Origin of the sequence: Streptomyces lomondensis, assembly GCF_014651035.1 — a bacterium.
Taxonomy (GTDB): domain Bacteria; phylum Actinomycetota; class Actinomycetes; order Streptomycetales; family Streptomycetaceae; genus Streptomyces; species Streptomyces lomondensis.
This window is the reverse complement of sequence record NZ_BMWC01000001.1, coordinates 38,627-62,894: the sequence shown is the minus strand read 5'-3', so window position 1 is coordinate 62,894 and position 24,268 is coordinate 38,627. Positions and strand designations below refer to the sequence as shown.

The 24,268-nt window shown below is 74.4% G+C and carries 14 protein-coding genes; 12 read left to right on the top strand and 2 right to left on the bottom strand.

All coding sequences use genetic code 11. The annotated features are described in order from the left end of the window. Nucleotides 1-341: 341 nt before the first annotated feature. From IE255_RS00210 to IE255_RS00170, 9 genes are all read left to right on the top strand, one after another. Nucleotides 342-4,436: an FtsK/SpoIIIE domain-containing protein gene (locus IE255_RS00210; RefSeq protein ID WP_190049292.1), complete on the top strand. Its 4,095-nt coding sequence runs from the start codon at nt 342-344 to the stop codon at nt 4,434-4,436. 177 nt (nt 4,437-4,613) lie between these two features. Then, a complete protein-coding gene (locus tag IE255_RS00205) occupies nt 4,614-6,026 on the top strand; it encodes an ABC transporter substrate-binding protein (protein WP_190048034.1) in 1,413 nt (470 codons plus the stop codon). 4 nt (nt 6,027-6,030) lie between these two features. Further along, the gene (locus IE255_RS00200; RefSeq protein ID WP_372487559.1) at nt 6,031-7,377 is read left to right on the top strand and encodes a carbohydrate ABC transporter permease; all 1,347 of its coding nucleotides are present in this window, start codon (nt 6,031-6,033) and stop codon (nt 7,375-7,377) included. Further along, entirely contained in the window at nt 7,374-8,288 is a 915-nt protein-coding gene (locus tag IE255_RS00195) for a carbohydrate ABC transporter permease (RefSeq protein WP_190048033.1), read from the top strand. Before IE255_RS00200 ends, IE255_RS00195 begins: the two co-directional genes overlap by 4 nt. Nucleotides 8,289-8,430: 142 nt before the next feature. Next, nucleotides 8,431-10,692 (top strand): bifunctional glycosyltransferase/CDP-glycerol:glycerophosphate glycerophosphotransferase, encoded by a 2,262-nt coding sequence (locus IE255_RS00190; protein ID WP_190048032.1) that lies wholly within the window; start codon nt 8,431-8,433, stop codon nt 10,690-10,692. Between the two features lie 157 nt (nt 10,693-10,849). Continuing rightward, nucleotides 10,850-13,051 carry a CDP-glycerol glycerophosphotransferase family protein gene (locus tag IE255_RS00185; protein WP_190048031.1) on the top strand — a complete coding sequence of 734 codons (2,202 nt, stop codon included), beginning with the start codon at nt 10,850-10,852 and terminating at the stop codon, nt 13,049-13,051. 8 nt (nt 13,052-13,059) lie between these two features. After that, nucleotides 13,060-15,300: a bifunctional glycosyltransferase/CDP-glycerol:glycerophosphate glycerophosphotransferase gene (locus tag IE255_RS00180; protein WP_190048030.1), complete on the top strand. Its 2,241-nt coding sequence runs from the start codon at nt 13,060-13,062 to the stop codon at nt 15,298-15,300. After that, nucleotides 15,297-17,102, top strand: a complete 1,806-nt coding sequence (locus IE255_RS00175; RefSeq protein WP_190048029.1) for an arabinofuranosyltransferase AftB family protein — start codon at nt 15,297-15,299, stop codon at nt 17,100-17,102. The genes IE255_RS00180 and IE255_RS00175 overlap by 4 nt, the downstream gene beginning before the upstream one ends. Nucleotides 17,103-17,216: 114 nt before the next feature. Then, on the top strand, nt 17,217-18,776 hold the full coding sequence (locus IE255_RS00170; protein WP_190048028.1) for a hypothetical protein: 1,560 nt from the start codon (nt 17,217-17,219) through the stop codon (nt 18,774-18,776). A 13-nt stretch (nt 18,777-18,789) separates the two neighbouring features. On the opposite strand, the gene IE255_RS00165 is transcribed toward IE255_RS00170, so the two are convergent. Beyond that, complete coding sequence (locus IE255_RS00165; protein ID WP_190048027.1) at nt 18,790-19,203, bottom strand: organic hydroperoxide resistance protein; 414 nt, start codon at nt 19,201-19,203, stop codon at nt 18,790-18,792. Nucleotides 19,204-19,325: 122 nt separating this feature from the next. Here IE255_RS00165 and IE255_RS00160 point away from each other — a divergent pair, with 122 nt between their 5' ends. After that, nucleotides 19,326-19,814 carry a MarR family winged helix-turn-helix transcriptional regulator gene (locus tag IE255_RS00160; RefSeq protein ID WP_229906225.1) on the top strand — a complete coding sequence of 163 codons (489 nt, stop codon included), beginning with the start codon at nt 19,326-19,328 and terminating at the stop codon, nt 19,812-19,814. Here IE255_RS00160 and IE255_RS00155 read toward each other — a convergent pair. After that, the gene (locus IE255_RS00155) at nt 19,744-21,333 is read right to left on the bottom strand and encodes a glycosyltransferase family 39 protein (RefSeq protein WP_372487558.1); all 1,590 of its coding nucleotides are present in this window, start codon (nt 21,331-21,333) and stop codon (nt 19,744-19,746) included. The two genes, IE255_RS00160 and IE255_RS00155, sit on opposite strands and share 71 nt — an antisense overlap. A gap of 91 nt (nt 21,334-21,424) precedes the next feature. Here IE255_RS00155 and IE255_RS00150 point away from each other — a divergent pair, with 91 nt between their 5' ends. Together IE255_RS00150 and galE are read left to right on the top strand one after the other, a co-directional pair. Beyond that, nucleotides 21,425-23,041, top strand: coding sequence for a glycosyltransferase family A protein (locus IE255_RS00150; protein ID WP_229906224.1), 1,617 nt, complete (start codon nt 21,425-21,427; stop codon nt 23,039-23,041). A 74-nt stretch (nt 23,042-23,115) separates the two neighbouring features. Next, a complete protein-coding gene (gene galE, locus IE255_RS00145) occupies nt 23,116-24,096 on the top strand; it encodes a UDP-glucose 4-epimerase GalE (RefSeq protein ID WP_190048025.1) in 981 nt (326 codons plus the stop codon). Nucleotides 24,097-24,268 lie beyond the last annotated feature (172 nt).

Genomic DNA, 24,268 nt, shown 5'->3' with positions numbered 1-24,268 from the left:
GCCTTGCCTGCTGGCCTGTCCGCCCCACTGTAGTGCCGGGGGGCCGAGTACCGGAGTGTCGTCTTTCTGTGGGTCTTACGTAGCCGTTCCCCCACCCGTTCGAAGGAAAGACGCTCACCTCGGTCTTGTGGTTGCCGGTAACGAACGTGACTGATCTCAACCGGTCGCCTGTGGGTCATCTCTCAGGCACTTTTGCGGGCAGAGCCGACCAATCAAGATCACTTGTCGCGGAGCGAGGGGCGCGGTGTCAGTGGCAGGTGCGAGGATGCGTGCAGTACTGGCCGACGTGCTGGGGCGGGGCGGGGGACTCCGCGCCCGGGCAGAAGGGACCGCTGACGGCGATGCAGATCCGGCTGACCGTCGTAGATCCGCTGGGCGCATCGGCTCCGGGGCGGGACCGCGCCCCACACAGCGACGTCCTGGTCACGGCACCGGCCGGTACGGCGCTCGCGGCGGTGGCCTCGGCCCTCGCCCAGGTGGTCTCCGGCGGCGACGGCTCGGGCACGCCGGTGCTGTACGCCGGTGAGCAGCGGCTCGACGCCCAGCGCTGCACGCTCGGCGAGCCCCCGCTGACCGACGGCGCCGTGCTCTCCGTGGGCGCGCCCGGGGAGCCGGAGCCGCATCCGGAGTGGGACGACGCCCCGGCCCAGCTCCAGGTGGTCGCGGGCCCCGACGCCGGCGGCGTCCACCTCCTGCACGGCGGCGAGATCCGCATCGGCCGCTCCGCCGACGCCGACGTCCCCCTCGACGACCCGGACGTCTCCCGGCTGCACTGCGCGGTGACGGTGAGCGCGGACGGCCGCGTCTCGGTCGCCGACCTGGACTCGACGAACGGCACGACGCTGGACGGCGCGCGCGTGGGCAGCCGTGCGGTCCGGTTCGCCCCGGGGGCGCTGCTGCGGATCGGCGAGTCCGCCCTGCGGCTGGCTCCCGCCGGGGGGCCGGGGGGCCGGGTGGAGACGACGCCGGACGGGGAGGGGCACGTGCGCGTGCCCGGGCCTGCCGACGGCTCGCCCTCGCACGCACGTGTGGCGGCCCCGACGCCGGCCGCCCCTTCCGGCCCCACCCATCACGCCCAGGGCTCGGCGGCCTGGGGCACGCCGGCTACCGGGCCGCAGGGCTCCGGTGAGGCCGTGGTGCCGGGGCAGGGCGGGGCGCCGCGGATCGAGGGCGGGGGTGCGGGGTCCGGAGCGCCGCGGGGGCGGGGTCCTGGCAGCGGGGGCGAGGTTCATCCGGGGGGCAACCGGAGCGTGGTGCCGCCCCGGGGGGCCGGGGGCGAGGCCCACGCGGGAGGCGGTCGGAGCGAGGTGCCCTCCCCGGGCACCGGCGGAGATGCGCGTGCGCAGGCAGCCGGGGACGGGCCGCAGTCCGGGGCCGCCGGGGCTGCGCGCACCTCCCCTGAGGCGCGAGGAACGCGCCCGGGTTCGCCGGAGGTCTGGCTCCGGGCTCCCCAGCAGCGAGGTGCGGCCCCGTCGGGCAGCGGTGCCGGGGACACGCACGCGGGGCGTTCCGGGGCCGGGGCGTACGGCCCCGCGCCCTCGGACAGCGCCGGTGCGCACGCCGGCAGGGCGTACGACACCGAGCGTCCGCGCCCCGGAGCCACGGACGACACCGGACCTCGCCCCCGGGGCGCGGACGGCTCGGCCGCGGCCTCTCCCACGGACCCGGTCTATCCGGCCGAACGCACCGGCCGCGAGCACAAGGGCGCTCCGCCCCGGGGAACCCACGGGCCGGCCGCCCCGAACACGGCCTCCCCCACCGCCCCGGACGAGCGCACCGGCCGCGAACGCAAAGGCACTCCCCTCCGGGGAACCCACGGGCCGGCCACCCCCGACACGGCCTCCCCCACCGACCCGACCCACCCGGACGAACGCACCGGCCGCGAACGCAAAGGCACCCCCCTCCGGGGCACCCACAGGCCGGCCACCCCCGGCACGGCCTCCCCCACCGACCCGACCCACCCGGACGAACGCACCGGCCGCGAGCACAAGGGCACCCCGCCCCAGGGAACCCACGGGACGGCCGCCCCGAACACGGCCTCCCCCACCGACCCGGCCCACCCGGACGAGCGCACCGGCCGCGGACGCAAAGGCACCCCCCTCCGGGGCACCGACGTGCCGCCCGGGACGCGTAGACGTGGTGGGCTCGGGGCGTGGGCCCGGCGGTTGGCCGGAGGGCGTGGTGAGCAGGCGGCGGACGCGCGTGCGGCGTACGCGGACGAGCCGGCCGAAGCGGCGGTGGAGCGCTCGGTGCTCGTGCCGTCCGTGCCGGAGACCTGGCCGGACCCGGCCGCGCTGCTGCTGACGGCGCTGGGCCCGGGCCCCCGGCTTTGGGAGCGCGGGCCGGGTCACCCCGAGGCGCTCGCGGTGCGGCTCGGCACGGCCGACCGGGCCGCGCCGGACGGCTCGGGCCTGCTGCCCGCCGTGCCGGTGACGGCCGGGCTGCGCGAGGTCGGCGCGCTGGGGCTGGCGGGGCCGCGGGCGCGGCTGTCCGGGCTGGCCCGTGCCGTGCTGGCCCAGCTCGCCGCGCTGCACTCCCCGGACACGCTGGAGATCGTCCTGATCGCCGCGGACCGCTCCCGCCCCCTGGAGGAGCGCACCGCCGAGTGGTCCTGGCTCGGCTGGCTGCCGCATGTCCGCCCGGGGCACGGCCAGGACTGCCGTCTGCTCCTCGCCCACGACCGCGAACAGGCCGCGGCCCGCGCCGACGAGCTGCTGCGCCGCCTGGAGGACCAGCTGGCCGAGTCGGGAACGGGAAGCGCCGGCCCGGTCCCCCAGCCCGACGCCCCGCGCGCCCACCGCCCCTCCTGGTCCCGGGACGACGCCCCTCATACCGACGCGACGGCCGGCTTCCCCGGCCCCTACACCGTCCTCGTCGTGGACGGCGACCCCGGCGGAGCCGACCTGCGGGAAGCCGTCGCGCGGCTCGCGCTGGAGGGTCCCCGGGCCGGGATCCACGTCGTCTGCCTGGCCGAGACCCCCGCCGCCTCCCCGGCCTCCCCCGTGACGGAGACGTACGAGGCGGCCTGCTCCGTGACGCCCACCTTCCGGCAGTGCGGTGCCGTCGCGCTGCTCAGCGGGGACGTGGCGACGGCCCTGCGGCTGATGCGCGTGGCCCGGGTCGCCGGCGACGGTTCACCGGCCGGCCCGGTCGGCCACGGCACCATCGCCACCGTCGACGCCGTCTCCCCCGCCTGGGCGGAGCGGTTCGCCCGGGCGCTGGCGCCGCTGCGCCCGGAGGGCGCGGGGAGCGAACGGCAGCCGCGCGTCTCCGCCCCGCTGCCCCAGGCGGCCCGCCTGCTGGACGAGCTGGGCCTGGCCCGGGCCACCCCGGCGTCGCTGATGGCGCGCTGGGCGGACGCCGCCGACGACACCGACGCGCTGGGCGGGCGCGTGCGCGCGGTGCTGGGCGCCGGGCCGCGCGGCCCGGTCTGCGCGGACCTCGCGGTGCAGGGACCGCACCTGCTCATCGAGGGCCCGCCGGGCAGCGGCCGTACCGAGCTGCTGCGGGCGGTCGTCGCGTCCCTGGCCGCCGCCGAGCGGCCGGACCGCCTGGGCATCGTGCTGGTCGACGGCCGGGGCGGCCCGGGCGCGGGCGGCGGCACCGGCGAGGGGCTGCGGGTCTGTACGGACGTACCGCATGTCACCACGTATCTCACGGCGCACGACCCGGTCCGGATGCGGGAGTTCGCGCAGTCCCTGACCGCGGAGCTGAAGCGGCGCGCCGAGCTGCTGGGGCGCTCCGACTTCGCCGAGTGGCACACCGGACGCGAGCTGTCCGGCCGTATGGTCGCCCAGCGCACGGCCACGGCCCGGGGCGGCGCGCAGGCCGAGGCCGGGGCCGGGGACCTCGACACCCCGCCCAGTTCCACCCTGCGGCTGCGGCCCGGCGGGGCCCGGCGGCAGACGGAGGCGGCGGCGCCCCCGCTCCCCCGGCTCGTCGTGGTCGTCGACGACCTGGACGCCCTGGTCTCCCCCGCCCTCGGCTCGACCGGCCGGCCCGCCGCCGGGTCCGTGATGCGCGCCCTGGAGGCCGTGGCCCGGGAGGGCGAGCGGCTCGGCGTGCACCTGGTGGCGGCCACCGGCCCGTGCGCCCGTACGGCGGAGACGGAACCGGCGCGCCGGGCCACCCTGCGCGTGACCCTCGACGCCCCGGCCCCCGGGCCGGAGGAGCCCGCGCCCGGCCGGGGAAGCCTGACGTGCGCGGACGGGCGGACGACCCCGTTCCAGGGCGGCCGGGTCACCGGCCGCATCCCCCGGACGGCGACGCTGCGCCCCACGGTCGTCCCCCTGGAATGGCACCGCATGGGTGACCCTCCGGCCCGGCGCCCGGTGCGGGAGCTCGGAAACGGCCCGACCGACCTGGCACTGTTGGCCAGCGCGCTGGAAAGGGCGGCGCGGGAGGTCTCGGCGGCGAAGGTGCCGTCCCTTCTGTGACCCGGGACGGCCACCTGGCCGCACCCCGCGTCACAGGGCCGCGTCCCTGGTCACGAGGGAGTCACGATCCCCCGCTTGACAGCCGACGCCATCTTGCCGCCCCCGCACACCCGGGCGTAGACCAGATCGCACGGGAGCGCGCTCGACGTTCGACGAGGAACGAAGAACGGGGCAGTCATGCGCATGACGAGCAGCACCATCCGGACACGCTGGTCGCCCAAGCGGGACAAGGCGACCCCCCAGCACCGCAGAGCCGCCAAGGCCGCGGCGGCCGTCGCCGCGGGAGCGCTCGCGCTCTCGCTCACCGCCTGCGGAGGCGGCGACGACGGAAACACCGGAACCCAGGGCAACACCGAGGAGACCGCCAACAACGTCACCCTTCCCAAGCTGGACGGGACGAGCCTGGAGATCGCCGCCGTGTGGACCGGCGCGGAACAGGCCAACTTCAAGAAGGTCCTGGCCGAGTTCGAAAAGCGCACGGGCGCCAGGGTCACGTTCATCCCCGCCCAGGACCCGATCATCAACTTCATCGGCTCGAAGGTGGCCGGCGGGCAGCCGCCGGACATCGTGATGCTGCCGCAGCCGGGCGCCATCAAGCAGGCCGTCGACCGCGGCTGGGCCAAGCCGCTCGGCGCCGAGGCCCTCAAGGAGCTCGGCGAGAACTACTCGCAGGGCTGGCAGGACATCGGCAAGGTCGGCGACAAGCAGTACGGCGTCTACTACAAGGCCGCCAACAAGTCCCTGATCTGGTACAACAACCAGGTCTTCGAGAACGCCGGGGCGACCGAGCCCGAGACCTGGCCGGATCTGCTGAAGACGGCACAGACGGTCTACGACTCCGGCGTCACCCCGTTCTCCGTCGGCGGCGCCGAGGGCTGGACGCTGACCGACTGGTTCGAGAACGTGTACCTCTCCCAGGCCGGGCCGGAGAAGTACGACCAGCTGGCCAGGCACGAGATCAAGTGGACGGACCCGTCCGTGAAGGACGCGCTGACCACGCTCGCGCAGGTCTGGGGCAAGGCGGACTACGTCGCTGGCGGGGCGAACGGGGCGTTGCAGACCGACTTCCCGGCCTCCGTCACGCAGGTCTTCACCGGCGGGGACCAGCCCAAGGCGGCCATGGTCGCCGCGGGCGACTTCGCGCAGGTCAACATCCCCGAGAACATGAAGGTCGGAACGGACGCGAAGGTGTTCCCGTTCCCCGCGGTCGGTGACAACGGCCCGGTGGTCTCGGGCGGTGACGCGGCCGTGATCCTGGAGGACTCGAAGGGGGCGCAGGCCCTGGCCACCTGGCTCGCCTCGCCCGACGCGGCGACGATCCAGGCCAAGCTGGGCGGCTACCTCTCGCCGAACAAGAACGTGGAGAACTCCGCGTATCCGAACGCGGTGCAGCAGCGGATCGCCAAGGCGCTCATCGACGCCGGTGACGACTTCCGCTTCGACATGTCCGACCAGGCCCCGCAGGCCTTCGGCGGCACGCCCGGCAAGGGCGAGTGGAAGATCCTCCAGGACTTCCTGAAGAACCCGAAGGACATCGCGGGTACGCAGGCGAAGCTGGAGGCCGAAGCGGCCGCGGCCTACGGAGGCTGACGGCATGACGTCGGCCACGGCGGCAGGGGGCGTCACGCCCCCTGCCGCTCCCAAGTCGCGCAAGAGTGTGACCGGCACCCGCAGGATGGTCGCGGCGCTGTTCCTGCTGCCCGCGCTCGTCCTGCTCGGCGCGCTCGTGGTGTACCCGATCGGGTACTCGGTGGTCCGCAGCTTCTACGACCAGTCCGGCGACGGCTTCGCCGGAATAGACAACTACAAGGCCCTCTTCACCGACGAGGGCATCCGCACCGCGCTGAAGAACAACATCTTCTGGGTGGTGTTCGCGCCGACGGTCGCGACGGCCCTCGGCCTGATCTTCGCGGTGCTGACCGAACGGGTGCGCTGGGGTACGGCGTTCAAGCTGGTCGTCTTCATGCCGATGGCGATCTCGATGCTGGCGGCGGGCATCATCTTCCGCCTGGTGTACGACCAGGACCCGGACAAGGGCGTGGCGAACGCGGTGTGGGTGGGCGTGCACGACACCTTCGCCCAGGCCTCGGCGTTCCCGAAGGCCCACCCGGGCCGGGAGTCGCCGCTGGAGGCGGCCGGCGGGGGCGCGTTCATCACCAAGTCGCCCGTCCGCGTCGGCGAGACCGTCTCGCTGCCGATGGTGGGCGTCGCGCCGGACCTGATGCCGGACGGCGCGGAGCCGGCCGCTGCGCCGAAGCCCGAGCCGGACAAGGTCACCGGCACGACCTGGCAGGACTTCACCCGCGGCGAGGGCGTCGGGACGCTCAACAGGGTCGACGCGTCCGAACTGGGCTACGCGGGGATGCGCATCGAGGCCGTGAAGGACGGCAAGGTGGTGGCCTCCACCACGGCCGGCGACGATGGCACCTTCACGCTGCCCGCCTCGGCCGATGGTGCTCAACTACGGCTGCCGGACAGCAACTTCAAGGAGCCCTACAACGGCCTGGACTGGCTCGGCCCGTCCCTGGTCACCCCGGCCATCATCGGCGCGTACATCTGGATGTGGGCGGGCTTCGCGATGGTGCTGATCGCGGCCGGGCTCGCGGGCGTGCCCCGGGAGCTGCTGGAGGCCGCCCGGGTCGACGGCGCGACCGAGTGGCAGGTGTTCAGACGGGTCACGGTGCCGCTGCTGGCGCCGGTCCTCGCGGTCGTCACCGTCACCCTGATGATCAACGTGCTGAAGATCTTCGACCTGGTCTTCATCATCGCCCCCGGCTCCGCCCAGGACGACGCGAACGTGCTCGCCCTGGAGCTGTACCGCAAGGGCTTCTCCGAGGACCAGCCGGGCATCGCCAGCGCCATCTCGGTGTTCCTGCTGCTCCTCGTGATCCCGGTGATGTGGTTCAACGTACGGCGGCTGAGGCGGGAGGTCAGGCGATGACCGCGGACGCGGGCGTTCAGCCCGGCAGGGCGGCGCGGCCCACCGGCTCGGTGAAGGCGAAGCACTCGCTGGCGTCCCGGCTGGTCGAGGGGGTCAGCGGCGGGCTGGTGCGGGTGTTCCTCATCGTGGTCGGCCTGTTCTGGCTGGTGCCGACGATCGGTCTGCTGCTGGCCAGTCTCCGCTCGCCGGAGAACATCGCGGCGAGCGGCTGGTGGAAGGTGTTCACCGAGCCGTCGCAGATCACCTTCGACAGCTACGCCAAGCTGCTGGAGAACGACGACATCACCAGCAGCCTGCTCAACACGGTGTGGATCACCGTCCCGGCGACCCTGCTGGTCGTGATCATCGGCTCGCTGGCGGGCTACGCCTTCGCCTGGATGGAGTTCCCGGGGCGCGACTGGTGGTTCCTGGGCGTGGTCGGCCTGTTGGTCGTCCCCGTGCAGGTCGCGCTGATCCCGATCGCCGAACTCTTCGGCAACATCGGCATCTTCGGCTCGGTGACCGGCGTGGTGCTCTTCCACGTCGGCTTCGGCCTGCCGTTCGCGGTGTTCCTGCTGCGGAACTTCTTCGCGGAGATCCCGAGGGAGCTGCTGGAGGCGGCGCGGCTGGACGGGGCGGGCGAACTGCGCCTGTTCTTCCGTGTCGTGATGCCGCTGGGCGCTCCGGCGATCGCCTCGCTGGGCATCTTCCAGTTCCTGTGGGTGTGGAACGACATGCTGGTCGCGCTGATCTTCTCGGACTCCGGGAGCCAGCCGATCACGGTCGCACTCCAGACGCAGGTACGGCAGTTCGGCAACAACATCGACGTGCTGGCGCCCGGCGCGTTCATCTCGATGGTGGTCCCGCTGGCCGTCTTCTTCGCGTTCCAGCGGCAGTTCGTGTCCGGCGTGATGGCGGGCGCGGTGAAGTAGCCCTCAGGACAAGGGAGTTGGAGGGGCGGGCCGGGAGCGGTCCGTCCCTTCGGCGTTCCCCCGGATGCCGTAGCCGCCGTAACCAACTCACCCCACCGGCCGTTCCCGGGCCGAACGCCCGCGCCGACCGATGGATGGCCTCTTGCCCAGGTTCAGTGTCATTGTCCCCGCGTACCAGGTTCAGGCGTACCTGCACGAGTGCCTCGAATCGGTGCTCTCCCAGTCCTGTCCCGATCTGGAACTGATCGTCGTCGACGACCGCTCGCCGGACGCGTGCGGCGCGATCATCGACGAGTTCGCCGCCCGCGACGCGCGCGTCCACCCCGTCCACCTGCCGCAGAACGTCGGCCTGGGCCGCGCCCGCAACGCCGGCGTGGCCCACGCGAGCGGCGACTACCTGCTGTTCCTCGACGGCGACGACACCCTCACGCCGGACGCGCTGCGCTCGATCGCCGACCGGCTGAAGGAGACGGGCGATCCGGACGTCCTGGTCTTCGACTACGCGCGCACCTACTGGACCGGCGAGGCGGTCCGCAACCAGGCGGCCCTGCAGCTCACCGAGCAGGGCCCGGCCCCGTTCCGCCTGGAGGACCGCCCGGGGCTGCTGCGGCTGCTGATGGTCGCCTGGAACAAGGCGTACCGGCGGGAGTTCATCGAGGAGAAGGGCTTCGCCTTCCCGCCCGGCTGGTACGAGGACACGCCCTGGACGTACCCGGTGCTGATGACCGCGGAGTCCATCGCGACCCTGGACCGGGTCTGCGTGCACTACCGGCAGCGGCGGCAGGGCAGCATCCTGCGCACCACCAGCGAGCGGCACTTCGACGTCTTCGAGCAGTACGACCGGGTCTTCGCGTTCCTGGACGAGCGCCCCGAACTGGCGCAGTGGCGGCCGGTGTTGTTCCGCCGCATGGTGCACCACCTGGCGATCGTGTACTCCCGGCGGGACCGGCTGCCCCGGGGCTCGCGCGCGGACTTCCTGCGCCGGGCCCGCGCCCACTACCGCCGCTACCGCACCCCCGGCGCCCCCGGTCCCCTGCGCGCCCGGGTGCACCACACCCTGATCCGCTTCGGCCTGCACCGCACCTACCGCGCCCTCCAGCTGGCGTCGGCCCTGCACCGCGGCGTCGCCAGGACCACCGGGAGGCTCGGGCGGGGCCTGCGGGCCGCCGCGCTCAGGGCCCACTACCGCGTGCAGCGCTGTCTCCCGCTGCGCGCCGACCGCGCCGTGTTCACCGCCTACGACGGCCGCGGCCACAGCTGCAACCCAGGCGCGCTGGAGAGCGCGTTCCGCGACCTCGCGCCGCACATCCGCACGGCGTGGGTCGCCCGCCCCGAGCACCACCACACGATCCCGCCCGGCCCGCGCCGCCTCGTCCCGGGCACGGCCGCCTACTGGACGGCGCTCGCCCGCTCCCGGTACCTGGTGAGCAACACCGACTTCGACGACCGCCTGCTCAAGCGCCGGGGCCAGATCCTGATCCAGACCGGGCACGGCACCCCGCTGGGGCACCTCGGGCTCGACCTCCAGGAGCGCCCGGCGGCCGCCCGCGGCCGGGACTTCGCCCGGCTCCTCAAGGGCGTCGACCAGTGGGACTACGTGCTGTCCGCCAACCGCCACACCACCCTGACCCACGAGCGCGTCCACCCCGGCCGCTACACCACGCTGGAGTACGGCTACCCCCGCAACGACGTGTTCCGCACGGCGACCGCGGCGGACGTGACCCGGCTGCGCGCCTCGCTCGGCATCCCCGAGGGCGCGGTGGCGATCCTGTACGCGCCGACCCGGCGCGACTACCGCCGCTCCCCGCGGCACCCTCTCGACCTCCAGCGGATCGTGCGCCGCCTGGGCCCGCGCTTCGTCGTCCTGGCCCGCGCCCACCACGCCTACGACACGCCGCTGACCACCACCTGCGGCCGGGTCGTCGACGTCAGCGACCACCCCAGCGTGGAGTCGCTCTGCCTGGCCTCGGACGTCCTGGTCACGGACTACTCGTCGCTGATGTTCGACTACGCCAACCTGGACCGGCCGATCGTGATCCACGCCGACGACTGGGAGGCGTACGAGGCGGCCCGCGGCACCTACTTCGACCTGCGCTCCTTCCCGCCGGGCGCGGTCGCGCGAGGCGAGGACGAGCTGATCGACATCTTCGCCACCGGGCACTGGCGCGGCTCCCGGTCGGCGCAGTTGCGGGCGGCGTTCCGCGAGCGGTTCTGCACCTACGACGACGGCCGGGCCGCCGAGCGGGTCGTGCGCCGGGTGGTCCTCGGGGAGTCGGACCTGCCGCCGGTCGTCCCGCTGGACGAGCGCCGCCCGGTGCCGTCGGCGGCGGCCTCGCTGGCGCGCGAGCCGCTCGTCACGGTGCCGCAGCCGGCCGGTCCCGCGGCCGTCACCGACCGCCTCTGACCACGGTTCTCACTCCGGGGAGTTCCCATGCCCTCCAGCCCGTCGCGGCCGACACCCAGCCGGCCGCCGTCCTGGCGTCCGTCCGGGCGTCCGGGCCGCCCGCGTGCGGCCTGAGGCGGCCCGCAGTCCTCCGAAGACCCTCGACAGAAAGAGCAGAATGCCCCGCTTCAGCATCGTCGTCCCGTCCCATGGGGTCGCGGGCCGGCTGTCCCAGGCGCTGGACTCGGTCCTCGCCCAGTCGTTCGGCGACTTCGAGCTGATCCCGGTGTGCGACGCACCCGACGCACCGGCGGCGGACGTCGTCGCCGGGTACGCCGAGCGGGACTGCCGGGTGACGCCGGTGCACTCCCCGCCGTCGGCCGGTCTGGCCGGGGCGCGCAACACCGGGCTGCGGTCGGCGGTCGGCGGCCACGTGCTGTTCCTCGACGGCGACGACGTCCTGGTCCCGGGAGCGCTGGCAGCCCTGGACGCCCGGCTGCGCGCGACCGGCGACGTGGACGTCCTGTACTTCGAGCACGAACGCACCCCGTGGTGGGAGGGCGAGCCGACCAACCCGGCGGCCCCCCTGCTGGCCAGGACGCCGGACGGGGCCTTCTCCCCCGGCCGCGCCCCGGAGCTGACGGGCGTGGCGCTCCCGGCGTGGAGCGCGCTGTACCGCCGGGCCTTCCTCACCGAGCGGGACATCGCCTTCCCCGGGGACCACTTCACCGACGTCGGGTTCGGCGGACTTGTCGCCCTGCGGGCGGAGCGGGTGGCGGCCCTGCGCGCGGTCGTCGTCCTGCATCTGCTGCGCCGGCAGGGCAACCGCCTCCACCTGCCCGGGGAGCACCACGCCGAGCTGCTCGACCAGACGGAGCTGGTGCTGACCCGGGCCGTGGAGCACGGGCTGCCGCCGGAGCGGCTGAAGCCGCTGTTCGAGCAGCTCTTCGCCGTCGTACTGAAGACGGCCGCCCACCCAAGGCGGCTCCCGGCCGGGCGGCGTGCCTTCTTCCGCCGGGCGAGCGCGCTCTACCGGCGGCACCGCCCCGCCGGTCACCAGGCGCCCGGCGGCAGCCTCGGCGTCCAGCACCGGCTGCTGGCGTCCGGGTCGTACGCGGCGTTCCGCGCCCTGCGCGCCGCCAACCGGGGGGCGCTGCGGGCCGCCGCGCTGCTCCCCCGCCCCCGGGGGCTGGGCGCCCGTCTGCGCTACGCGGCGGGCCTGCGCCTGCCCCTCGACAGGAACCTCGTCGTGTACTGCGCGTACTGGGGCCGCGGCTACGTCTGCAACCCGGCCGCGATCCACGCCAAGGCCCGCGAACTCGCCCCGCATCTGCGCGCGGTGTTCCTGGTGGAGCCGGAGGCGGTGGCCGACATGCCGCCGGACGTGGAGTACGCGGTGATCGGCAGCCGGAAGTACTGGCGGGTGCTGGCCCGCGCCAAGTACCTCGTGAACAACGCCAACTTCGCGGACGCCGTCGTCAAGCGCCCCGGCAGCGTGCACCTCCAGACGCAGCACGGCACCCCGCTGAAGACGATGGGCGCCGACCAGGCGACCTACCCGGTGGTGGCCGCGGCGACCGGCAGCTTCGCCAAGCTGCTGGCCCGCGTGGACCGCTGGGACTACAACCTCACCTCCAACCGGCACTCGACCCAGATGTGGGAGCGGGCCTTCCCCAGCTCGCACGAGACGCTGGAGTACGGCTATCCGCGCAACGACGTCTACTGCACGGCGTCCGCCGAGGACGTCGCCCGCGTCCGCAAGGAACTGGGCGTCCCGGACGGCAAGAAGGCCCTGCTGTACGCCCCCACGCACCGCGACTACGCCACCGGCTTCGAGTCGGGCCTGGACCTGGCCGAGTTCTGCGAGGCGATCGGCGACGACTACGTCGTGCTGCTGCGCGCCCACTACTTCTACGACCAGGGCTCTTCGCGCGGCGGCGGCCGGATCATCGACGTCACCGGGCACCGCTCGTCGGAGGACGTGTGCCTGGCGGCGGACGCGCTGATCACCGACTACTCGTCGATCATGTTCGACTACGCCAACCTGGACCGGCCGATCGTCGTGTACGCCGACGACTGGGAGGTCTACCGGGAGACCCGGGGCGTCTACTTCGACCTGATGGAGTCCCCGCCCGGCCGGGTCTGCCGTACGCCCGAGGAACTGGCGTCCGTCTTCCGCGACGGCGGTTACGCCGACGAGTCCGCGACGGTCCTGCGGGCCGCGTTCCGGGAGCGCTTCTGCCAGTTCGACGACGGGCGGGCCGCCGAGCGCGTCGTGCGCCGGGTGCTGCTGGGGGAGCCGCCCGAGTCGATCCCGCCCGTGCTCCCGCTCGCGGAGCGCGTCCCGGCCCCCGCGGCCGCCACCCTCGTGAGGAGCTGACCGAAGAAGTGCCCCGCTTCAGCATCATCGTCCCCGTCTACAACGTGCAGGGTTTCCTGCGCGAGTGCCTCGACTCGGTGCTCGGGCAGTCGTACGGCGACTTCGAGGTGATCGCCGTGGACGACCGCTCGCCGGACGGCAGCGGCGCGATCCTCGACGAGTACGCCGCCCGCGACGCCCGGGTGCGGGTGCTGCACCTGTCCGAGAACGTCGGTCTGGGCCGGGCCCGCAACGCCGGTCTGGAGCGGGCGGCCGGCGACTACGTCCTGTTCCTCGACAGCGACGACCACTACACGCCGGGCCTGCTGGCGGCCGTCGCCGCGCGCCTGGAGACGACCGCTGACCCCGACATCCTGGTCTTCGACCATGTGCGCACCTACTGGTGGGGCCGGGGCGGGCGCAGCGAGGCGGCGGACCTGCTGGCCGCGGCGGGCCTGGAGACGTTCTCCGTCCGGGAGAGCCCGCAGTACCTGAACCTGTTCCTGGTCGCCTGGAACAAGGCGTACCGGAGGTCGTTCTTCCAGGAGCACGGCCTGCGCTACGCGCCAGGCCTGTACGAGGACGCGCCGGTCACCTACCGGTCGATGGTGCTGGCCGAGCGGATCGCCTGCCTGGACCGGATCGGCGTGGAGTACCGGCAGCGCCGCCAGGGCGCGATCACGAAGACGCCGGGGCGCCGGCACTTCGAGATCTTCCCGCAGTACGAGGGCCTGTTCGCGTTCCTGGAGCAGCGCCCCGACCTCGACTGGGCGCGGCCGCTGCTGCTGGAGCGGGCCCTGGACCACATGCTGTTCGTGCTGGCGCGCGAGGACCGGGTGCGGCCGGCCGACCGGGGCGACTTCTACCGCGAGATCCGCTCCTTCCACCGCCGTCACCTCCCCGAGGGCGGCTTCCCGGAGCCGGACGGCTGGCGCGGGGTCGAGATGCGGCTGCTGGCGTCGGCGCCCTACGCGTCGTACGCGGTGGCCCGGGGCCTGCGGGAGGTGCGCGCGGCGGCCCTGGGCGGGCGACGGCGGGTGGCGCGGAAGGCGTCGGAGACCGCCCTGCGCGGCTGGTACGGGGCCCAGTCGAAGCGCCCGCTCGATCCGCACCTCGCCGTCTACTCGGCGACCCACCACCGGGGCGTGACCGGCGACCCGGCCGCGATCTACGAGAAGGCGCGCGAGATCGCCCCGCACATCCGGGGCGTGTGGGTCGTCGAGGAGGACGCGGTGGACGCGCTGCCGCCCGGCATCGACCATGTGACGCCGGGCTCGCGCCGCTACCACGAGGTCATGGCCCGGGCCACGTACTGGGTGAACAACGTCAACTGGCCCGGCACCCTGGCCAAGCGGCCCGGCAGCGTCCACATCCACACCCACCAGGGCACCCCGCTCAAGTACATGGGCGCCGACCTGCTGACCAAGCCGGGCGCCCGGCACGGCTTCGACGTGCCGCAGATGCTGCGCCGCGCCGACCGCTGGGACTACAGCCTGGTCGCGGGGCGGCACGCGGAGCGGGCCTGGGAGCGGGCGTACCCGTGCCACTTCACCTCGCTGCGGACCGGCAGTCCGCGCAACGACGTGCTGGTCGGGGCGGGTCCGGAGCGGGGCCGGGCGGTGCGCGAGCGGCTCGGTATCCCGGCCGGTCACACGGTCGTGCTGTACGCGCCGACCCGCCGTGACTACCGGCGGGGCGGTCATGTCGACCGGTTCGACCTGGCCCGGTTCGCCGAGGACCTCGGCCCGGGCCACACCCTCGTCGTCCGGCTGCACCCGTCGCTGGCCGGGGGCGTGGCGCGCGGTCTCGGCCTGTCCGACCTGCACCGGCGGGGCGTGGTGGTGGACGCGACCGACGAGCCGCACGTCGAGGACGTGCTGCTCGCCTCCGACGCGCTGGTCACCGACTACTCCGCCCTGATGTTCGACTACGTGCTGCTGGACCGGCCGGTCGTGGTGCACGCCGACGACTGGGGCGCGTTCGCGGCCAGCCGGGGCGCCTACTTCGACATCACGTCCGACGCGCCCGGCCATGTGTCGCGCTCGTACCGGGAGCTGGCCTGGCTGTTCGCGTCCGGCACCTGGCGGGACGAGGAGGCGGCGCGGCTGCGGTCCGGTTTCCGGGAGCGGTACTGCGAGTTCGAGGACGGGCGGGCCGCCGAGCGGGTGGTCCGCCTGCTGATGCTGGGCGAGCGGGGCGGTGCGCTGCTGCCCGCGGCCCGCCGGACCGACGGCGTCCGTGCCCGGTCCGGGGCGCTGGTCGAGCGATGAGAACCCCTGCCGGCCCCGAGGCCGTCCCCTCCCTGCCGGGCCAGCGGACCGCCCAGGCCCGGCCGCCGGCCGTCGCCGAGCGGCTGGAGCCGGTGCGCTGGTGGCACGCGGCGCTGGTCGCCGTGCCCACCGCGGCCCTGTTCGTGCTGGGCTACCGGCGCCGCTGGATCTGCGACGACGGGCTGATCTACCTGCGCCCCGTCCGGCAGATCCTGGCGGGCAACGGGCCGGTGTTCAACGTCGGGGAGCGGGCGGAGAGTTCGACCGGGACCCTGTGGCAGTGGCTGCTCGCGCTCGCCACCTGGATCACCGGCGAGGACCCGGCGTTCCTCGCGGTGGGGCTGGGACTGCTGCTGAGCACGGCCGGGTTCGCGTTCGCCCTGTGCGCGACCTGCCGGCTGCACCGGAGTGCCGGGCTGCTGCTGCCCGCGGGCGTGTTCGTGCTGCTGGCCGTGCCGCCGTTCTGGTCGTACATGACATCGGGCCTGGAGAGCGGGCTCGGCGCCTTCTGGACGGGCCTGTCGTGGTGGCTGCTGACACGCGTCCGGCGTGGTCAGGGGGCCCGGGAGACGTACCTCGCGGCGTTCGTGTTCGGGCTGGGGCCGCTGGTCCGGCCCGATCTGGCGGTGGTCACCGCGTGCTTCCTGGCGGCGCAGTGGTGGGTGCTGCGCCCGCCTCGGCGGGGCGTCGCGGCGCTGCTGGCCTCGGCGGGCGCGGTGCCGCTGGCGTACGAGGTGTTCCGGGCCGGGTACTACGGGATCCTGGTGCCGCTGCCCGCCATCGCCAAGGAGGCGAGCGCCAGCGACTGGAGCCGGGGCGCCGGGTATGTGCAGGAGACGCTCGGGCCCTACTGGCTGTGGCCGGTCGTCCCGGTGCTGGGCGCGCTGGCTGCCCTGCTGGTCCGCCGTACCCGTCGGCAGCAGCGGGACCGCGCCCCGGGCCGGGCCTCGCTCGCGGTGCTGCTGGCGCCCCTCGCGGCCGGCCTGCTGCTCGCCGGGTACGTCGTCCGGGTCGGCGGCGACTACATGCACGCCCGCATGATCCTGCCCGCGCTCCTGCTGCTGCTCCTGCCGGTGCTGGTCGTGCCCGCGACCCGGTTCACCGGTGCGGCGAGCGCGCTGCTGGTGGTGTGGCTGTGCGCGGCGGTCAGCCCGCTGCGGACGCCGTTCGACGTGCGCAGCACGCCCGGCTCCTTCAACGTGCGCAGCTCCGACGTGGAGGGCCTCGGCGACCACAACCCGGTGCGCACCGCCACCTGGGTGGACAACTGGCCCGCCCTGCCGGAGGGGCGCGGCATGCTGGCGAAGGCCGGGCGGACGCCCCGTCCGACGCTGCTCTACTTCGACGCCGAGCGGCGGCTGCACGCCACGCCGATGCGGGCGGACTCCCCGTACCACGTGGTCATCGTGGGACGCCATCTCGGCGTCACGGGCGCCGCCGCCCCGCTCGACGCCTACGTCAACGACGCCTGGGGTCTGGCCAGTCCCATCGGCGCGCATCTCGCGCTGGAGCGGTGGAGCTGGCCCGGGCACGAGAAGTTCCTGCGCAACCACTGGGTCTTCGCGGAGTGGGCGGCCAGGCAGCCGCCGCAGCGCGATCTGCTGCGGGCCGGGGCGTCGCGGGAGGCGGTCGAGGCGGCCCGGGCCGCGCTGGGCTGCGGCGCGCTCGCCGAGCTGAGGGAGTCGGTGCGCGCGCCGCTCACCGCCGAGCGGTTCTGGCGGAACCTCACCGGGGCCTTCGAGCGGACGCGGTTCCGGTTCGCGCGCTGGCCGGCCGCGGCGGAGAAGGCGCTGTGCGACTGACGGGTGGCAGGTGGGTGCAGCCGCCTCACCCGATGAAGTGACCCGGGGTCAGGGTGGTCGTAGGGGCGGGAACATTCGGCGCATGCCCCGCACTCTTGCCCTTCCCTCAGTCCTGTGAGCGCCTCGGTCCTCGTCCGGCGGACCGTGCGCGGCGCGACGGCGCTGCGCGGCGGCCGGGTGGGACGGCCCACGCCGTACCAGTTCTACGGCGCCCTGTTCTGGCTCGTGATGACGCTGGCGTTCTGGCGGATCCCGCTGTGCTGCGACGCCGGGCAGCACGCGGCGGTGATCGAGCGCCTCAAGGCCGACCTGCTGAACCCGGCCCACACCATGGCCGACCTGCCGGGCGAGGGCAGCCCCTACTACGGCCCGTACGCCGTCGCGCAGGGCGTGCTGGCGCGGTTGACGGGGCTGTCCGGCTGGGAGGTCGTGAAGCTCGCCGGGCCGGTGCATCTGCTTGTGCTGCTGACGGGGCTCGGCCGTTTCGTCCGGACCCTGACCCCGCGCCCGTGGGCGCCGGTGCTGGCCCTGCTGTTCATGACGCTGCTGTGGGGCACCGCGCGGATCCTGTGGAGCGGCTACCTCGGGCTGATGTCGATGACGACGAACCTGGGCTATCCGTCCGCGCTCGCGATCGGCCTGACGTTCTGGGCGTGGGCCTGGACGGGCACGCGCGCGCGGGACGACGCCCCCGCCGTGCGGTTCGTCGGCCCGAGCGGGCTCGGCGGCTGGTGGGGGTACGCCGGGATCGGCGCCCTGTACGGGCTGATCCTGCTCACCCACCCCGTCACGGCCGCCTCGGCGCTCACGGGGGCGGTGGCGATCGTGGCGTCCCGGCAGCGCGGCTGGCGCCGGCCGGTCGTGGCGCGCTGGGCGCTCACCGGGGCGGCCTGCGCCGCGGTCGCCCTGAGCTGGCCGTACTACGACGTCCTGACGCTGGTGGGCGACACCGGCATGGACGCGATGCACCGGCGGCTGTACGAGGGGATGCTCGCCAACTCCTGGCTGGCGCTGCTCGGCCTGCCCGCGCTGTGGGTGCGGGCCCGCGGGTCGGCGCGTGACCCGCTGGTGCTGATGTTCCTGCTGGAGTGCCTGCTGGTGGCGTACGGCTGGGCCAGCGGGCACTACACCTACGCCCGGGCCCTGTGGGCGGTGCTGGTGCCGCTCCAGTTCGCGCCGGCGGTGGAGCTGGCGGCGCCCCGGCCCTGGGGGCGGGCGCGGCGGATGCTGGGCGGGGCGGTGGCGGTCGGGGTGTGCGTCGGGTTCGTCACCGTGCACGCCGGGGCGGTCGTGCCGCGCTCGGTCGACCCGGTGGGGCTCACGCAGCCGACGCGCTGGCCGTCGTACGACTGGGCGGCGCGGCACATCGGGCCGGGCGAGGTGGTGATCACTGACGGGTACTTCGCCAGCCACTCCATCGCCGGGTACGGCCCGAACCTCGCCGCGCCCATCTGGCCCGACCCGGCCCTGGACGAGGCGGCGCGCAAACGCCGGGCGGCCGATGTGCGCGCCTACCTCGCCCACGACTCGACCCGCGCCGAGCGCGCCGCCGTCGTCCGCCGCTACCACGTGCGCTGGCTGCTGCTGACGCGCTGGCACCCGGTGCCCGAGGAGGCCGTGGTGGTGGCGTGGAGCAGACGGACGGGGGAGGTGCTGGCGCGGGTCGGGGGGTGACGCGCGGCGGTGCCTACTCGATGACGAGGTCGACCTCGATGTTGCCGCGGGTGGCGTTGGAGTACGGGCAGACCTGGTGGGCCTGCTCGACCAGCTTGCGGCCGGTCGCCTCGTCCACGCTGTCGGGCAGCTCCACCCGGAGGGTGACGGCGAGCCCGAAGCCCTCGCCCTGCTTGCCTATGGAGACCTCGGCGGTGACGGCGGCGTCGCTGACGTCGACCTTCGCCGTGCGGCCGACGAGGCCGAGGGCGCTGCCGAAGCAGGCCGCGTAACCGGCGGCGAAGAGCTGCTCGGGGTTGGTGCCCTGGCCGTTGCCGCCCAGTGCCTGCGGCATGCCCAGCGCGAGGTCCAGCACGCCGTCCGAGCTGACGGCCCGGCCCTCACGGCCGTGGGTGGCGGTGGCGACAGCGGTGTAGAGCGCGTCCATGGAAAACCTTCCCTCTCACGTCAACGTTCGGCGGCCCGCTTCCGGGCCGCCCGACGTCCAGAATTAGAGCACACAATTAAGTTGTGTGCAATTGAATGGCGGGCACGAGCTACCCTGGATCCATGAACACGCCGGACGACGACTGGCTCCGCCTGGACCAGCAGATCTGCTTCTCCCTGCACGCGGCCTCCCGCGCCTTCAACGGCGTCTACCGCGTGATCCTCAAGGACCTGGGGCTCACCTACCCGCAGTACCTGGTGATGCTGGTGCTCTGGGAACACGGCGAGCTGCCCGTGAAGAAGCTCGGGGAGCACCTGCGGCTCGACTCCGGCACGCTGTCGCCGCTGCTCAAGCGGCTGGAGGCGGCGGGTCTGGTGTCCCGGGAGCGCAGTGCGCGCGACGAGCGGTCGGTGGAGGTGCGGCTGACCGAGGAGGGCAGCGCGCTGCGGCGGCGGGCGCTCGAGGTGCCGCGCCGGATCGCCGCCTCGACCGGCTTCGGTGCCGACGAGATCCGCGCCCTGCGCGCCCGCCTCGACGAGCTCACCACCGCACTGGACGCGGCCGCGCTCGCGGAGTCGCCGGGCGGCTCGCCGGCAGACGCGCGGTCGTAGCGGTGCCGGGCGGCAGGTCCGCGGACCGCTCCCGGACATAGAGGCGGAGAATCACACCGTCCCGGACGTGTTCCTCCGCCACACTGAACTCCGCCGCCAGGACGGCGAGCTTGGTGCGCTCGACCGGGTCGGACGGCGACCAGCCCGGGTCCAGCGCGTACGCCTCGGCGACGACCCAGACGCGGTCCACCGAGGCGAGCCGGTGCCGCAGCTCCCCGGGGGTCGCCTCCCGGCCCCACAGCGTCCCGGACCGGGGCGCCGACTCCCGCAGCGCGATGTCCCGGACCCGCCGGAACCCCTTCGGGTAGGCCAGCGCGGCGAGCCTGCCGACCGACGGCACGAACAGCACCGGGTCGCCGGGGCGCATCTGGCGGACGGCGAGCGCGGAGACGACGGCGAGGTTGTCGGGGCGCTGGGCGGCCGAACGGTCCTGGCGGTGCACCGGGAGGTGGTGCAGGAAGGTGGCGGTGAGGGCGAGGGCGCCGGCGACACCCAGCAGGGCGTGCACCTGCCGTCCGCGGATCCGCACCCGCCGCCCGTCGAACCGCACCCGCCCCAGCGCCCCGGCCACCCGCCTGGCCCCGGCGGCCACCAGCAGGGACCCGCCCGCCAGCGCGTAGAGCACATACCGGTCGTGGTACAGCGGCCGGACCTGCGAGACCGCCATCAGGATCCCCGGCGGCAGGAGCAGCAGCGGGAGGGCGACCGCCGCGAGCCGCCGCTCCCGGAGTCCCACGGCCATCAGCAGCAGCGACGCCCAGAACACCACTCCCGTCGGGCCCGGGGAGAAGTTCCGCGCCAGCCTCTCCACCCGGTCCCACCCGGGCGGCACCAGCCACGCCACCTGCCCGGCCTGCCCCTGGGACACCCACACCAGCGGCAGCAGGAGCACCACGACAGCCGCCGCCGCACACCCCCAGGGGGCCCACACCCGCCTCGGCACCCGCGCCAAGGCCAGGGTCACCGCGTGCGCGCAGAGCACCAGCACCGCCAGCTCGTGCAGCAGACAGGTCAGGGCGACGACCGTGCCGTACGGCCACCAGGCCCGCGGGGTCTTCGCCTCCACGGCCCTCAGGAGCAGCAGTGTCGCCCCGGCCACGCCCGCCGCGACCAGCGCGTAGGACCGTCCCTCCTGGGCGTAGTGGCCGGTCATCGGCGTGATGGCGTAGAGGAGACCGGCCCACAGGCCGACCCGCGGCCCGGCCAGGCGTACGCCCAGGGCGGCGACCAGGCCGGCGGTCGCCGTCGCCGCGCACACCGAGGGCAGGCGCAGGACGACCTCGCCCGGGTGGACGGCGAGGACGGCGTGCATGAACAGGTAGTACAGGCCGTGCACCGCGTCCACGTCGTGCAGCAGCCGCCAGATCTGCGGGACCGTGCGCTGCGCGACCTGGAAGGTCACGCTCTCGTCGCCCCACATGCCGCCGCGGTCCAGGCCCCACAGGCCGATCCCGAACATCGCCGCCATGGGAACCGCCACGGGCACCGGGCCGGTGCTCCCCGAATGTCGGATCGTCACGGACCGATTCTGTGGCGCTATGGAGGCGTTAGGGTCGTTTGATGGTGTGTTACCACTTTCATGTCATTCGCCCGGCTTACGATCCGCCGTGATGAATGCCGTGATGAATGCCGTGATGCGGGACTCCCAGGTCGCCGTCGTGGTCATCGGCTACGACGACGCCGCCCATGTGGCGGACGCCGTGCGCTCGGCGCTCGCCCAGGGCCCGGCCGTGCGCGAGGTCGTGGCCGTCGACGACTGCTCGACGGACGGCAGCGCCGGCCTGCTCCACCGGCTCGCCGCGTCCGAGCCCCGCCTGAGGGTGATCCGCCGCCGGGCCAACAGCGGCGGCTGCGGCACCCCGCGCAACACCGGGCTGGACGCGGTGACGTCGCCGTACGTGATGTTCCTGGACAGCGACGACGTCCTGCCGCCCGGCGCGGTCGACGCGCTGCTCGCAGCGGCTGCCGGGGCGCGCGCGGAGGTCGCGAGCGGCCTGTGCGTACGGCGTGAACTGCCCTCGGGGCGCGAAGTGCCCTGGCAGGCGCGCCTGTACGCGCTGCACGCCGTGGTGCCGCACCCCGCGCAGCGGCCGCGCCTGGTCCACGACACGCTCTGCGTCAACAAGCTCTACCGCACCGGCTTCCTGCGCGAGCACGGCATCCGCTTCCCCGAGGGCCGCTTCCCGTACGAGGACGTCGTCTTCACCGCCCGCGTGCTGGCCGGGGACCCGCGTGTCGCCCTGGTCCCGGACCGGGTGTACGTCTGGCATGTGCGCCGGTCCGCCGAGCGGCTGTCGATCTCGCTGGACCGGGCCGGCGTCGCCAACTGGCGGGCCCGTACGGAGGCGTGCCAACAGGCGTACGAGATCCTGCTGGGCGCCGGGCAGAAGGAACTCGCGCGGGCCGCGCGCGCCAAGTTCCTCGACCACGACCTGCGGATGTACGTGCGCGAACTGGGGTTGCGCGACACCGGCTACCGGCGGGCGTGGTGGGAGCTCACGCGGGCGTATCTCGCCGAGTACGACGCGGACGACTGGGCGCGCGACCCGGCCGCTCCGGGCCGGCTGGTCGGGCGGGTCGTGCTGGCCTCCCCGGAGCCGCGCGACCTGCCCCGGCTGCGGGAGCTGGCGGCCCGTCCGGCCCGGCTCCGCCCGCCGTACGCCCGCGCCGCCGACGGCACGCCCGTCTGGTCGGACGACCTTCCGCAGATCTCCCTGGAGCCCCTGCTGACCCGGCCGGTGCGCGAGCTGCCCCTCGCCGTCGACGCGGCGCTGCGGCCACGCGCGCGGGGCACCCGGCTGCGGCTGCGCCTGCACGAGCTGTACGGGCGGGTGGCTCAGGCGCGGCCGGAGGCGGTGGAGGTGGAGTGGCGGCACCGGGACGACGGGGGTGTGGCCGTATGCCGTAGGACCGCGCTCGTGCCGGACGCGGGCACCTGGTCGGCGGAGACGGCCGTCGACCTCCCCGCCCTGGCCGCGCCCGGCGCGGGCACCTGGGACCTGCGCCTTCGGCTGCTCTTCCGCGACGGCGTGAGCCGCGAGGTCACGGCGCACGCGCTCACGGGCGCCGGTCTGCTGCGCCGCAGCGCCGTCCCGAGCGCCCGGCACGGCGTGGTACTCGTACAGCCGTACACCACCCACTCCGGCGCGCTGGCGCTGCGGGTGGCTCCCGGCGTACGCGGTGTGCTGTCGGTCGCACGCGGACGACTGCGCCGCCTGCTTCACTGAGAGCACGACGACGACCACGACGCACCACCACAGGCACCACCACCACGGGCCAACTGACGAGGGGACGGCCGCACATGACCTGGTTGATCACCGGCGGCGCCGGCTACATCGGAGCGCACGTCGTACGGGCGATGACCGCGGCGGGGGAGCAGGCGGTGGTGTACGACGACCTGTCCACCGGCATCGCCGAGCGCGTGCCCGACGGGGTGCCCCTGGTGGTGGGCTCGACCCTGGACGCCGAGCGGCTCGCGCGCACCCTCGCGGACCACGCGGTCACCGGCGTCGTCCACCTCGCGGCGAAGAAGCAGGTGGGCGAGTCGGTCGAGCAGCCGCTGCGCTACTACCGGGAGAACGTCGAGGGCCTGCGCATCCTCCTGGACGCCGTGACGGCGGCCGAGGTGCCGTCCTTCGTCTTCTCCTCCTCGGCGGCGGTGTACGGCATGCCGGACGTGGACCTGGTCACGGAGGAGACGCCCTGCGTGCCGATGTCGCCGTACGGCGAGACGAAGCTCGCCGGTGAGTGGCTGGTCCGCGCGACGGGCCGGGCGACCGGCCTGTCGACGGCGTCCCTGCGCTACTTCAACGTGGCGGGCGCGGCGAGCCCGGAGCTGGCGGACGTCGGCGTGTTCAACCTCGTCCCGATGGTCTTCGAGAAGCTCACGGAGAACGCGCCGCCGCGGATCTTCGGCGACGACTACCCGACCCCGGACGGCACCTGCGTACGCGACTACATCCACGTCGTCGACCTGGCCGAGGCCCATGTCGCGGCGGCCCGGGCCCTGCGCTCCTCCCCCGGCCGCGACCTCACGGTCAACATCGGCCGGGGCGAGGGCGTCTCCGTCCGCGAGATGATCGACCGCATCAACGCGGTCACCGGCCACGACCGGACGCCCACGGTCACCCCGCGCCGCCCGGGCGACCCGGCCCGCGTCGTCGCCTCCGCCGACCGCGCCGCCACCGAACTGGGCTGGAAGGCCCGGCACGACGTCCAGGACATGATCACCTCGGCGTGGCAGGGGTGGGTGCGGCTGCATCCGGAGGCGAGGCGGGGCTGACACCGGTGAACCCGCGACCCAAGGGGGCGCGGGGAACCGCGCGACCAGCCACCGGCGGCCCGCACCGGGGCACCGGCGCCGTACCGGGAACTCCCTGCCGCACCCTGAGCGGCCGGAGCGGTGACGGCCGGTATCGGCTCAGCGCTGCGCCGCCGGCCGGCTGAAACAGGGC

Bases quoted from the DNA above. Each gene is read 5' to 3' on its own strand.
- IE255_RS00210 (WP_190049292.1), top strand. From the start codon at position 342: ATGCAGATCCGGCTGACCGTCGTAGATCCGCTGGGCGCATCGGCTCCG.
- IE255_RS00205 (WP_190048034.1), top strand. From the start codon at position 4,614: ATGCGCATGACGAGCAGCACCATCCGGACACGCTGGTCGCCCAAGCGG.
- IE255_RS00200 (WP_372487559.1), top strand. From the start codon at position 6,031: ATGACGTCGGCCACGGCGGCAGGGGGCGTCACGCCCCCTGCCGCTCCC.
- IE255_RS00195 (WP_190048033.1), top strand. From the start codon at position 7,374: ATGACCGCGGACGCGGGCGTTCAGCCCGGCAGGGCGGCGCGGCCCACC.
- IE255_RS00185 (WP_190048031.1), top strand. From the start codon at position 10,850: ATGCCCCGCTTCAGCATCGTCGTCCCGTCCCATGGGGTCGCGGGCCGG.
- IE255_RS00175 (WP_190048029.1), top strand. From the start codon at position 15,297: ATGAGAACCCCTGCCGGCCCCGAGGCCGTCCCCTCCCTGCCGGGCCAG.
- IE255_RS00165 (WP_190048027.1), bottom strand. From the start codon at position 19,203: ATGGACGCGCTCTACACCGCTGTCGCCACCGCCACCCACGGCCGTGAG.
- IE255_RS00160 (WP_229906225.1), top strand. From the start codon at position 19,326: ATGAACACGCCGGACGACGACTGGCTCCGCCTGGACCAGCAGATCTGC.
- IE255_RS00150 (WP_229906224.1), top strand. From the start codon at position 21,425: ATGAATGCCGTGATGAATGCCGTGATGCGGGACTCCCAGGTCGCCGTC.
- galE (WP_190048025.1), top strand. From the start codon at position 23,116: ATGACCTGGTTGATCACCGGCGGCGCCGGCTACATCGGAGCGCACGTC.